Raw genomic sequence first — 13,166 nt, 5'->3', positions numbered from 1 at the left:
ACTTATTTTTTTAGCTCAGTAAAATATTTATAAAACCAAGGAATGGTTTCAATACCTTTTAAGTAATTCCAAATTCCGAAATGCTCATTTGGTGAGTGTATAGCGTCACTGTCTAAGCCAAAGCCCATTAAAATGGTTTTACTTTTCAATTCTTGTTCAAAAAGCGATACAATTGGAATGCTTCCACCACTACGTTGCGGTATTGGTGTTTTACCAAAAGTTTGCTCATAGGCTTTAGAAGCAGCTAGATAGCCAATACTATTAATTGGTGTAACATAACCCTGACCTCCATGATGAGGTGTTACACTCACTTTAACACCTTTTGGAGCGATGCTTTCAAAATGCACTTTAAACAATTCTGTAATTTCTTCCCAGTCCTGATGTGGCACTAATCGCATGGAGATTTTTGCAAAAGCTTTGCTGGCAATGACTGTTTTTGCTCCTTCACCAATATAACCTCCCCAAATTCCATTAACATCAAGTGTTGGTCTAATTGAGTTACGCTCGTTTGTTGTGTATCCTTTTTCTCCATAAACGGCATCAATATCCAAGGCTTTTTTATAGGCATCTAAAGAAAAAGGTGCTTTTGCCATTTCTTCACGTTCGCTATCAGATAGATTTTCAACCTTATCATAAAATCCAGGAATGGTAATATGGTTATTCTCATCGTGAAGCGATGCAATCATCTTTGTTAAAACATTGATAGGATTAGCCACGGCACCACCATACAAACCAGAATGTAAATCCCGATTAGGACCAGTAACTTCAACTTCGACGTAGCTTAGACCTCTTAGTCCTGTTGTAATTGAAGGTACATCCTTGGCAATCATTCCGGTATCAGAGATTAAGATAACATCATTTTTAAGCTTTTCTCTGTTGTTAGCTACAAAAATCCCTAGATTTTCACTGCCGACTTCTTCTTCACCTTCAATCATAAATTTAACATTGCATGGGAGCTCATTATGCTTTGTCATGTATTCAAGAGCCTTTACATGCATATACATTTGCCCTTTATCATCACATGCACCACGAGCAAAAATGGCACCATCTGGATGTAAATCTGTATGTTGTATTACAGGCTCAAAAGGTGGTGATTTCCAAAGGTCTAAAGGATCTGGTGGTTGCACATCATAATGACCATATACCAATACTGTAGGCAGGTTTTTATTTATAAATTTTTCGCCATATACAATAGGATAACCATCAGTTTCACAGATTTCTACATGGTCGCAACCTGCTTTTTGTAGACTAGTCTTAATGACTTCAGCAGTTTTTAAAACATCATCTTTATAGGCTGAATCAGCACTTATTGATGGAATTTTTAAAAGCTCCATGAGTTCGTCTAAAAAACGTTGTTTGTGTTCTTTGATATAGGAATTTATATTTTGCATGATAGGATTTGATTTCTAACAAAAATAAGAAAAACTAAGACTAATATTTCTTGTTTAAATGCTATTTGAATATTGAAACTATTGTTTATATTTGCATCCCATTTTATAATGGATGAATGCAGGCGTGGTGGAATTGGTAGACACGCTAGACTTAGGATCTAGTGCCGCGAGGTGTGCGAGTTCGAGTCTCGCCGCCTGTACAGATAAAAAGCCGAAACTCTTGTTTCGGCTTTTTTAATTTATACTTTAAAAAGAAAAAGAGCTTCTCATTGAGAAGCTCTTTTTTGCTCAAAAAACACTTAATAATTAGAGCTTGACTAACTTAGTTGTCATGGATTGTTGCTTGTTATTTTCTACTTTAACCAAATAAATTCCTGAGTTTAAAGCTGATATATCAAAAGTGTCAGATGTTGTAAAACTACCGTTATACGCTTCTACAAGCTTACCTGTAAGGCTGTAAATTTTTACATTAGACACATTTTCATTAATGCTAAATGTTGTTCTGGATGGGTTAGGGTAAATAGTAAACCCAGCTAATGTTTCATCTTCTATACTAAGTGCTTGAGAGGGTTGATTACCAAATATTCTAAATTGTCCAGCAGGCACAGCTATTGGGTTAGTGGTACCTGTAACATTAATAGAAGTGTTTCCTGTTTCGTCCATTAAATCATACCAGGTTCCGGTATACGGAAAATCTGGATTGATATTATTTTGGTCTGCAACCGAAAAATTAGCTATAACGACTACATTTTTTAATGTAGTTGATGGTAAATTATCATCCCATATATATAAACGCTGTATAATATTATTTGAAATAGGGCTGAAACTATAATTAGCTTCAAATACAGGCTCGTTTATTTTTAGGGCATTTAATCTTGCATAATCCTCATAGACTTGTAACCTATTAGCATCTCCTAACCAGTTCTCAGTCCATTGTGGTTGAGGTTTAGTATCTAGTTTACAATCTCCTTGACCATCGAGATCAAAATTTGGAAAATTAGTAGAACCATTAGAGCAGGTAAAAATAGAGTTGTTCATACCTAAAGGTCCAAAATGCCAGATCATTTTTGGTCCAGGCACAGGAATTAACGTTGCTGCTACAGAAGATGCTCTGAGTAAAGCAGATTCAAGAAGTGTAGCATTCTGTACTGCCTGGTTACCTTCGGCTTGTGTTAAATACATTACACGTTCCTCATCATGGCTTTCTGCATAACCTACAAGACGTTTGTCATTAAAATTTCTACTCACATGTCCAACACCTGTAAGGTTTGCTGGTGCACCACCAAAGCCTTTAGATAATTGTGCATAAGGTTCTGTCATTTTACCCCAAGTCATTATACCCTTTGGTATAGCATCACCAAGTCTATAATCTGCCCATTGCTTTTCTTCATTAGATTCTCCTAAGTGTTCAAAAATAACATAATGTGTTTCATCCAATGACCAAGAATAGTCAGCATACTCTCTTAAAACATCAACACGATCTTGCTGGTATATTTGGGTACAACCAAAATCCCCATCAAAAGTACCATTACCACAATTTTGTGTAAATCCTTTTGTTAAATCCCAACGAAGTCCATCAATATGAAATTCTTCAACCCAATGTTTAACCACACGTTTCACATAGTTTTTAACACGATCTTGCTGATGGTTAAAATCATTACCCACATTAAATGAATGTGTAGGGAACTGATTAAAGTATGGACTTTCAGAAGATGGCCCTCCCCATCCATCACCATCTGGGTCATCCATCCACATTCTGTTAAAAGGGTTTCTACCAAAAGCATGGTTAAGAGCAACATCTAATATAACTGCTATACCGTTTTGGTGGCATAGATCAATAAATTCTTTGAATTTGTCTTCAGTGCCGTAAAATTTATCTAAAGCCATATGAAATGAGGTGTTATAACCCCAACTTTCATTGCCTTCAAATTCCATAACTGGCATTAATTGAATGGCATTAACATTTAGATTTTTAAAATATGAGATACGATCAATTAAATCTTGATAGTTTCTGTCACCATCAAAATCTCGTACTAAAACTTCATAGATAATAAGGTCTTCTTTTTTGGGTTTTTCAAAATCAGTAACTACCCAAGGATATTCTGTTTGATTGGTCTGCAAAACTGTAACTTCTCTTTCTTGGCCTATGGGATATACAGGAAGATTAGGATAACTATCTGCAGGTATAAATGGATCATCAAAAGGTGACAATACCAAAGTAGAATAGGGATCTGCAGTTTTTACTAATGCAGGACTATTGGCAATAGGTGTTTCGTCTACAACCCAATATTGATACGTTTCGATTTGATTTGGTGTAAGATTTGTTAGCTCTAACCAAAACATCGATGACGTTGGATCTTTTTTCATAGCATAACTAGAAGATGGTTGCCAGTTATTAAAGCTACCAGCAACTAAGACATAATCTTTAAATGGTGCGTCTAATACTAATGTAGCTCTAGTTGGGTCAGCATCATCATAATTTATACCTTCTTCTAATCCGGCTGGAATGTTTTGCGATACTGTTCCTGGATTTACTACAGCAGATACAGATATAATTTCGGTATCAGTACCTTGAGTTACTTCTAATTGATATGATGTTGTGGTTGTAATATTTGTATCTGTATATGAATAAGAGCTCACCATAGATTGCGAGTTAATAATAGTACCATTTGCTCTTAAAACATAGTTAGCATCACCACAAGTGTTTGAAGCAGCAATCTCTAAGTTACTACCACTTGCCACAACTAGTGTACTTGTAGCAGGCATTGTACGTGTTGCTGTAAATGAAGACTCGCCAACTTCAATGACTATATCCTGAGATTTTTTATCTCCTGTACCATCAACGGCTTTAATTAAAAATCCTATACTTCCTATATTTGGTCGATTATAAAAAATCGTTGGAGTGAATGTAATGCTATATTCATCATCACCAGCATTATAGGTAAGTATGTTTTGTGCGTCACTATTGGTCCATTGCCCGTTGGTAGGGCTATCTTGAATATTTTCATCATTTTCATCAAAAGACCAAGCCCATAAGAAGAGTTGATTGTTGTTTACTTGCCATGCACTTTCATCTATAGATGTACCATCAAATACAATGGTTATGGGTTCGTTATCTTGAAAAGAACAAGGTGTAATTTCAAAAATCACATTCTGTTGTTGTGCATGTAAAACTCCAAAGAATGAGATAAAAACAAGTAATAATTTTTTCATAGCATTATATTTTAAGTTTTAAGAAAAAAAGGCTGAACAAAATAATGTACAGCCTTTTTATACTATCTCAATATATTATTGTAATGTAATGGTTTGAGAATAACCTCTTGGATTACTTAGGTCTAATTCTACTAAGTACATTCCTGATTCTGGAACAGTGAAATTACCACCTCCATAGTCTAATGAACCATCATCATTATCATCAGTACCAAAGTTAAGTCCCCAAGCATCATTTGCTCTAAACTTATATTCTCCACTAACGTCTAGGTTAATTGTAATTTCCCACTTTCTAGTTGTAGCATTATAAGTCATGTCTTGATCTTGTATACCATTATCTGGCCACCCTAGTGGAGTAGCGCTACCTGTTATTGCCCAACTTGTAGCTTCAATAGTATATGTACCTGGTTCTGTACCATCATTATTTGGATCGGTATTAGCTCTAACATAGTAATAACCTGCAGATGCTGATAAATCAGTTTCTCCATCACTAATTAATGACCCAGAAAATGTACCATCATCTCCCCAATCTTTATTTCCCCATTCAAAGACTCCTACATCATTGGCTTCAACAAATTTAAAACCACCGTCTAAAAATACATAACCTTCAAAATCAGTTTCACCAAATGCAGAAGCTGCAATGTAAGGCACAAAATCTACTTCAGCTTCACTAGGGTTCCATCCTTGGTGATTTCCTGGTACAGCCAATCTTGGTAAATCTGTTGTATATGGTGTAACAGAAAGCGTTACAACATTAGAATTTCTAGGTTCAGCACCATCTCCAATAGTAGATTGAACTCTCAAATCTATGTTAGCTGCAGTAAATGGTGTAAGCATTAAATTATTTACAGCAACACTATTTAATTGTTCATTGGTCCACACAAGGAAATTTTCAGTAGTTGAACCTGCATCAATAGGTGCAGCAAAATCGGTGTTTGATAATGCTAATTGTACTGTGTAGCTCACTGCAGTAGGTACACTGTAATTTGCTCCGTCCCATACGATTGTAGCCGCTGTGCTCATAGGTTCGTTTATATCTAAAACTATAGAAGCACCATTATCTGGTAATGTTACTACTGCTGCTTCTGAGCCACTAGTTGTAAAAACAACGTCATCTTCAGTTTCACAACTATTAAAACTTATTAAGGCAAAGATGAAAAGGCCTAAAATTGATAATTTTTTCATAATTTATTTTTATTAATATCCTGTATTTTGTTCTAAATTGGTATTTATTCCTAAATCTGTAGCTGGTATAGGCATTACATCTCTATATGCTGGAGTTGTTGTGCCTTGTTGTACACCACCTTTCCATTGCCAAACACCATTGCTTGTAAACTGGCCGAACCTAATCAAATCTGTTCTTCTATGGGCTTCCCAGTATAATTCCCTTGATCGCTCATCAATAATAAAGTCTAAATTAAGATCAGCTTCTAATATATTACCGCTGGTATTACCATAAGCACGCTCTCTTAATTCGTTGATGTAATCAACAGCAGTACTAGTGGAACCTCCTCCACCTCTTAATACGGCTTCTGCATACATAAGATAGGCATCTGCTAACCTGAACATTGGGAAATCTATATCTGTATGATCACCCGTGGTATCAGAACCTGGGTTACCATTAACATCTACATTTCTATATTTGGCAACTGCAAATCCATCATTAAAATTACTCACATCAGCAATATCTTTATTTTGCCCATCGGTAAATAATAACTCACGTCCGTCAGCAGAATTTTCTTCATCTGGAAATTGTTCTACAAATGTTGGTGTAGTTCTTATACCAAACCATCCACCATTAATACCAAAATCTACAGGATCCATTGAACCACCTACAGGTGCATGCGTTAAAAACGTCATACCACCAAATGCTTGTGTTCTTTGTCCATCAAAAGGAATAGTAAAAATAACTTCCTCTTGAGCTCCGTTAGAGTTATTGTCTGCTAAGAATGAATGGAAATAAGGAATATCTGGAATCATGTAGCCAGCACCTATAATGTTATTTGTATAAGTAATAACATCAGCATAACGTGAAGTTCCTGTGTAGACTTCAGCATTGAGGTAAAGCTTAGATAAAAGCATCCATGCGGCAGCTCTATCAGCTCTGCCATACTCATTAGCACGTGGTGCAGCCATATTAGCTTCAATATCTAATAATTCAGATTCTATGAAATCAAATAAATCTGCTCTTTGAATTTGAGGAGGAAGAAATGCTCCAATAGGATCATCTTCGGTCACAAATGGCGGATTTGCAAATAAATCCATAGCATGCCAATATGTTAATGCTCTCATAAAGCGCGCTTCTGCTCTAAAGGTTTGAATTTCGGCTTGTAATTCTGAAGATACACCTCTACTATCTAATTTAGAGTTTGTAGTTTGGCGTAAAAATTCGTTACAAAGAGCAACTTGATACATTAAACGGCTATACATTGTTCTGATAAATTCGTTACCAGAGGTCCATACTTGGCCGTGTAAATCTTGAATTGTACCATCATTCCAAGCAATGAGTGCTTCGTCGGTGGTCAATTCTTGCATTTTCCAATATAGTCTTAAGTAGTTAGAAAACCCTTCGTCTAAACCTTGAAGGTCAGGTGAACCTGCAGGTCCTTCTTGCCCACTTAAAGAAATCCCAGCATAAATTTTGGCTAAAAATTGCTTGTATGCAGCAGGGTCTTCAAAGGCAGCTTCAGCAGTAAGACGTGCGTCTTCTGGCTGCAAATCTAAACGATCTTCACAAGATTGTACCATAAGTACAAGTGCAAATACCATAAAGATGCTTTTCATTGTTCTTAACATCATAGCTTTGTTGTTTATATAATTAATTTTCATCTTTTTAGAATGTAAAGTTTAATCCTAATACAATATCTCTTGTTCTTGGATAGAAATTATCTTCTATACCATTACTTATCTCTGGGTCTAAGCCATCATACTCTGTGATGACAAATACATTGGTAGCTGTTAAAGATGCTCTCAATGTCATCTTTTCAAACGGCAAAGTGTAGCCTAAAGAAATGTTATCTAATCTCACAAAGTCAGCACGCTCTATATACAAGTCCGAAAACAGATTTTGGTTTTCAAAACCTGTGTCTAAGAAGCTAGAATGTGCATTAGCTTGGTAACCTGCTTGGTTAACTACTGCACTAATATTACCATTAGCTGAAGCACTATTATTATATACATAGTTACCAAAACTTCCTCTAAATGTAAAGTTTAAATCTAAATTCTTATATCTCAAGTTATTGGTAAAACCGACAAAGGCATCAGGTGTTGCTTTTTTGTATGGCTGTCTGTCTGCCTCAGTGATTTGATTATCACCATTAACATCTACGTAAGCTCCTTCAATTGGGTTTCCATTATCATCATAAACTTGTCTAAATACAAAAAATGTTGTTGGGTCATATCCTTCTCTCCAAATTTGAATGTTATTACCAACACCACCTGAAATACCACCATTTAATATAAAGTAATTAGGGTCGTTATTTAAACTTAAACGTGTAATCTCTTGCTCTTGGAATGTGAGATTAACATTAGCATCCCAGCCAAAATCTTCATTTTGGATGATAACACCATTTAATGATAATTCTAAACCTCTACTGGTAACCTCCCCGACATTTGTTGTAAGAAGATCTGTTAAATTAGATCCTGCAGCTGTAGGGATGGTTGATAGTAAATCTTTTGTTTCTCTATAATATCCATCTATAGTACCACTAAGTCGATTATTAAAGAATCCGAAATCTAAACCAATATTATACTGATCAGTCTCTTCCCATTTTAGATTTTCGTCAAATCCTTCTGGACGAAGCGTTTGTACAAATATTGGCTGAGTTAAATCGAGTTGCCCATTTGTTAGTTGGTAACCAAATTGAATATTAGCAGCATCGTTACGTGACGGTGTATAAATACCTAAATAACCATAATTAGTATCATTTAATTCTTGCTGTCCTGTAACACCCCAACCTGCTCTAAGTTTTAAGTTAGAGAAGAAAGAGTCTTCCATAAAAGCTTCATTCGAAATCTTCCATCCAAGAGAGACACCTGGGAAATTACCCCAACGATTTTTTTCACTAAATCTTGATGAACCATCACGTCTGTAACTAGCTGAAATCAAGTATTTATCAGCAATGTCAAAACTTGCTCTAGCAAAATAAGATTCTAATGCATTTCTATTAATATCTGTTTGGCTAATACTAGCATTAGATACTCTATCAAAGAAACTTTCTATATAAAATTCCTGAAAAGCATGTCCAGCAGTTATATCAACCTTAGTGTTTAAAGATTCTATTTCAGATTTATAATTTAGATAAAAATCTAATGATGTATTTCGATTAAGACCAGAAGATACTTCGTTTAATGCAACACCATTTGCAATATTAGGTCTTGCTGCTTCAAATTTATGACCATCATTCTCAGCATAATCGATACCTGCATTTAGATTAAATCGTAGATCCTTTAAGAACCAGAATCTGTAATCTATATTAAAGTTTGTAATAGCACGTTTTACAGTTTGCCTATCATTATCATTAGCAGGATCTAAATACCAAAGTGGATTAATCGGTGCATTAGGATTTAATGGATATTGTGTGAAATCTCCATTTTCATCAAATACCGATTGTGTAGGATCAAATCTAATAGCACTACCAATAGCACCATCATTTGCAAAATCAGACTCACTTTGTGTAAGATTCGATGTTAAGGTTAATTTCAAATCGTTATCTAAGAATCGATGTACAAAAGCCATATTTACACCTGTTCTTTCAAACAAACCATCTAAAGGCCCTTCTTGTGACGAATGGTTAAGGTTAACTCTAAAGTTAAAATCCTCATAACCTTTAGATACCGTTACATTGTGTATCATACCTACACCAGTAGAGTAGATTTCATCTTGCCAATCAGTACTTGAATTACCTAGTGAAGATGCATCAAATCGAGGATCTGAAGCTAAGGCTCTATATTGACGTGCAGATAATACATCAACGGTATTAGCTACATTACGTACAGAAGCCTGTAAGCCATACTCAACTTTAAAAGGTTGGTTAGCACGTCCTTTCTTAGTTGTAATTAAAATAACTCCATTAGAAGCTCTAGAACCATAAATAGCCGTTGCAGAAGCATCTTTTAAAACTACAAAATCTTCAATATCAGCTGGGTTAACAGCGTTTAATGCATTTGTAATTCCTTGCGCTCCACCACGTTGATCAATTGGTAATCCATCGATTACAATTAATGGATCATTTGTTGCCGAAAGAGAAGCACCACCACGTATTCTAATTTCACCACCTTCACCTGCGGCTCCACCACCAGTTGTAACACGCACACCTGCAGCTTTACCAGCAATAAGCTGTTGTGGTGCTACTATAGCACCGCGGTTAAACTCTTCGTCTCCAACTTTTTCAACAGAACCTGTGGCATCTTGTTTTGTTGTAGAACCATAACCAATGAGTACAACTTCATCAAGTTGAGCTGCATCTTCCTCAAGGGCTACATCTAATGTTGATTGTCCATTGTAGACTATTTCTTGAGACATATAGCCTAAATAAGAAATTACAATGGTTTCACCTTGATTAACTTCTAGTGAGAACTCACCGTTAAAATCGGTAGCTGTTCCACGAGCAGTTCCTTTAATAATGACATTTACGCCTGGTAAAGGCATTGCGTCTGCCTTATCTGTTATTGTACCAGAAACTGTTGTTTGTGCAAACAATGTTGCGGGTACCATAATTAAACAGAATAATAAAGCATTTAAGAATGTTTTCATACAATATTTTTAAGTTAATTGCTTAGTTAATTGATTTATATTTTCACTTCTTGGGTTAAATCTATGTAAATAAAATGTGTTTTTTGTGTTAAAAACAGCGTAAACACTAACGAAAACGTTTTCGTGTTAAAAACTTTTTAAGTTTTGTTTAACATATGGATAAAAACATTAAAAAATGCCACATTTTCAATTAAAGACAGCTTTAATTGTGAAATTCGAAATTTAAATTTTATAATTTAGTTATATTCGTCTTTAGAGTAATGAAAATTATGAAGAGAAAAATTACCTTAAAACAGATTGCTAGAGAATTGGATGTGTCTATCTCAACGGTATCGAAAGCACTTCGAAATAGTGCCGAAATAAGTGAAGATACTAAACAAAAAGTACAAGCATTTGCTAAACTTTATAACTACAGACCAAACAATATTGCGCTTAGTCTTAAAAACAGAAAAACGAATACTATAGGTATTATTATCCCAGAAATTGTACATCATTTCTTCTCTAAGGTAATTAGAGGTGTAGAATTAGTAGCTAATAAAAGGGGTTATAATGTTATTATTGGTTTATCCAATGAGTCATTCTCTAAAGAGGTTATAAATATGGAGATGCTTGCCAATGGGAGTATAGATGGCTTTATATTATCAATCTCTAAAGAGACTTTACAGCAACAAGACTATCATCATTTTAATGAAACCATGAGCCAGGGTATGCCTATTGTTATGTTTGATAGAGTTGTATCAGATATTAAATGTGATAAAGTTATTGTTGATGACCTTAATGGAGCAAAAAACGCAGTAAAAAAACTCATTGAAAACAAATGTAAATCTATTGCTTTAATTACCACTAAAGACTATGTTAGTGTTGGTAAACTAAGGACTCAGGGCTATTTGGAAGCTTTAGAAGAGCATAAGATGACTCCCAAAGCAGAATTAATATTAAAGATTGATGATACGTTAGACTATAAAGTACACTTAGAAGAACTCGAAGCAGAAATAGAATTACTATTTAAATCTAATAAAAAAATTGATGGTGTTTTTGCAGTTAATGAATTATATGCACTTTCTGCTATGAAAGTTGCCAGAAAATTAGGGCTAGATATACCTAAGGATGTACAAGTAATTGGTTTTACAGATGGGGTTTTGTCTAAGCATGCAACGCCTAGTCTTACCACTGTGAGTCAGCATGCACAGCATATGGGCGAAAAAGCTGCAGATCTTTTAATTGACAAATTAGAAAATGAGATTAATGAGGATGTCGAAGAGGAATATCAAACCGTAGTTATTGCCACAGATTTGATTGAGCGCGAGTCCACCAAATAGAAATTTAACTTTGCGGTTTTAAAATCTTTTATATCTTTACCGCAAATCAAAACTTATATTTTCACTTCTACACATAAGTTTTGATAAGCTTTGCTTGTCAGAATAGTATTAATTTAAAACATACTATTTCATGGAAAAGCGTAAATTAAGCTTTTGGGAAATCTGGAATTTAAGTTTCGGTTTCTTAGGGGTTCAAATGGGTTTTGCCCTGCAAAATGCTAACGCAAGTAGAATACTTCAAATTTTTGGTGCAGATGTTCATGAGTTGTCATGGTTTTGGATTGTAGCTCCTTTAACTGGATTAATTGTACAGCCAATTATAGGTCATTATAGTGATAGAACCTGGACTAAACTAGGAAGACGTAGACCCTATTTCTTAGTAGGTGCCATTCTCGCCTCTTTAGGCTTAATTTTTATGCCCAATTCAGATATGTTTACAGCATTTATGCCTGCGCTATGGGTAGGTGCTGGAATGTTAATGATAATGGATGCTTCATTTAATATTGCCATGGAGCCATTCAGAGCTCTTGTTGCAGATGTGTTACCTTCAGATCAAAGAACACTTGGATTTAGTGTTCAAACTATATTAATTGGTATAGGTGCTGTGATAGGATCATGGTTACCTTATGTATTAACCAATTGGTTTGGTGTAACCAATGAAGCTAGTGTCGGTGAAGTTCCCCTAAATCTGTTGTTGTCATTTTTTATTGGTGCGGCAGTATTAATAGGAAGTATTTTAGTTACTGTTATAACTACCAAGGAGTATTCACCAGAAGAAATGGCTCTAATTCTTGCTGCCGAAGGTGAAATCATGGAAGAGGAAGAATCTTCAAGTCTACTAAATATATTTTCCGATTTTGCTAAAATGCCAGATACGATGCGTCAATTAGCATGGGTCCAATTTTTTTCTTGGTTTGGGCTTTTTGGAATGTGGGTTTTTGCCACACCAGCAATCGCATCGCACATTTATGGTTTAGATATAACAGATACTCATAGCAAGGGGTTTCAAGACGCAGGTGATTGGGTCGGAATTTTGTTCGGCGTTTATAATTTAGTTTCAGCCATATATGCATTTTTCTTGCCTGCTATCGCAAAGAAAATTGGACGTAAGAAAACACATTCGTATTCACTCATAGTTGGTGCATTAGGGCTACTATCACTTTATGTTTTACCAGATAAAAATTGGTTAATACTTTCAATGGTGGGAGTTGGTGTGGCTTGGGCAAGTATCCTTGCAATGCCTTATGCAATTCTTGCAGGTTCAATACCTGCCAGAAAAATGGGTGTCTATATGGGAATTTTCAACTTTTTTATTGTGTTACCACAAATTTTAAATGCACTAATTGGAGGTCCAATGGTGAAATACTTATACAACGATAAACCTATCTACGCTCTAGTGTTAAGTGGTGTGTCATTTATTATTGCTGCTCTTCTTGTTTCAAGAGTAAAAGATGTTGATGATGAAGTCTTAAAAGTAGAAAACTAAATTAA

General features: G+C 35.1%; 7 protein-coding genes and 1 tRNA gene. 3 read left to right on the top strand and 5 right to left on the bottom strand.

Features of this window, described 5'->3' with window-relative positions:
• Positions 1–2 precede the first annotated feature (2 nt).
• Positions 3–1,391, bottom strand: a complete 1,389-nt coding sequence (locus tag Q0912_RS09640) for a dipeptidase (protein WP_299114482.1) — start codon at positions 1,389–1,391, stop codon at positions 3–5.
• Positions 1,392–1,509: 118 nt separating this feature from the next.
• Between Q0912_RS09640 and Q0912_RS09635 the strand changes: the two genes are divergently transcribed.
• Positions 1,510–1,591 (top strand) — tRNA-Leu (locus tag Q0912_RS09635).
• A 106-nt stretch (positions 1,592–1,697) separates the two neighbouring features.
• Here the strand turns inward: Q0912_RS09635 and Q0912_RS09630 are convergent.
• The 4 genes from Q0912_RS09630 to Q0912_RS09615 form a co-directional block, all read right to left on the bottom strand.
• The gene (locus Q0912_RS09630; RefSeq protein ID WP_299114480.1) at positions 1,698–4,604 is read right to left on the bottom strand and encodes an alpha-amylase family glycosyl hydrolase; all 2,907 of its coding nucleotides are present in this window, start codon (positions 4,602–4,604) and stop codon (positions 1,698–1,700) included.
• A 75-nt stretch (positions 4,605–4,679) separates the two neighbouring features.
• On the bottom strand, positions 4,680–5,786 hold the full coding sequence (locus Q0912_RS09625) for a SusE domain-containing protein (protein WP_299114479.1): 1,107 nt from the start codon (positions 5,784–5,786) through the stop codon (positions 4,680–4,682).
• Positions 5,787–5,798: 12 nt separating this feature from the next.
• Positions 5,799–7,430, bottom strand: coding sequence for a RagB/SusD family nutrient uptake outer membrane protein (locus Q0912_RS09620; RefSeq protein WP_299114478.1), 1,632 nt, complete (start codon positions 7,428–7,430; stop codon positions 5,799–5,801).
• Positions 7,431–7,434: 4 nt separating this feature from the next.
• Positions 7,435–10,356 (bottom strand): SusC/RagA family TonB-linked outer membrane protein, encoded by a 2,922-nt coding sequence (locus Q0912_RS09615; RefSeq protein ID WP_299114476.1) that lies wholly within the window; start codon positions 10,354–10,356, stop codon positions 7,435–7,437.
• A 269-nt stretch (positions 10,357–10,625) separates the two neighbouring features.
• Here Q0912_RS09615 and Q0912_RS09610 point away from each other — a divergent pair, with 269 nt between their 5' ends.
• Both Q0912_RS09610 and Q0912_RS09605 read left to right on the top strand, forming a co-directional pair.
• Positions 10,626–11,675: a LacI family DNA-binding transcriptional regulator gene (locus tag Q0912_RS09610; RefSeq protein ID WP_299114475.1), complete on the top strand. Its 1,050-nt coding sequence runs from the start codon at positions 10,626–10,628 to the stop codon at positions 11,673–11,675.
• Between the two features lie 130 nt (positions 11,676–11,805).
• Complete coding sequence (locus tag Q0912_RS09605; RefSeq protein WP_299114473.1) at positions 11,806–13,161, top strand: MFS transporter; 1,356 nt, start codon at positions 11,806–11,808, stop codon at positions 13,159–13,161.
• The last annotated feature ends 5 nt before the right edge of the window (positions 13,162–13,166 follow it).

It is taken from the genome of uncultured Winogradskyella sp. (assembly GCF_947498345.1).
GTDB lineage: Bacteria > Bacteroidota > Bacteroidia > Flavobacteriales > Flavobacteriaceae > Winogradskyella.
Note: the sequence above shows the minus strand (reverse complement) of the source record. Positions and strands in the feature narration are given on the sequence as shown.

Excerpts from the sequence above, each read along its gene's own strand:
- Q0912_RS09610 (WP_299114475.1), top strand. The coding sequence starts at position 10,626 with ATGAAGAGAAAAATTACCTTAAAACAGATTGCTAGAGAATTGGATGTG.
- Q0912_RS09640 (WP_299114482.1), bottom strand. The coding sequence starts at position 1,391 with ATGCAAAATATAAATTCCTATATCAAAGAACACAAACAACGTTTTTTA.
- Q0912_RS09630 (WP_299114480.1), bottom strand. The coding sequence starts at position 4,604 with ATGAAAAAATTATTACTTGTTTTTATCTCATTCTTTGGAGTTTTACAT.
- Q0912_RS09605 (WP_299114473.1), top strand. The coding sequence starts at position 11,806 with ATGGAAAAGCGTAAATTAAGCTTTTGGGAAATCTGGAATTTAAGTTTC.
- Q0912_RS09615 (WP_299114476.1), bottom strand. The coding sequence starts at position 10,356 with ATGAAAACATTCTTAAATGCTTTATTATTCTGTTTAATTATGGTACCC.
- Q0912_RS09625 (WP_299114479.1), bottom strand. The coding sequence starts at position 5,786 with ATGAAAAAATTATCAATTTTAGGCCTTTTCATCTTTGCCTTAATAAGT.
- Q0912_RS09620 (WP_299114478.1), bottom strand. The coding sequence starts at position 7,430 with ATGAAAATTAATTATATAAACAACAAAGCTATGATGTTAAGAACAATG.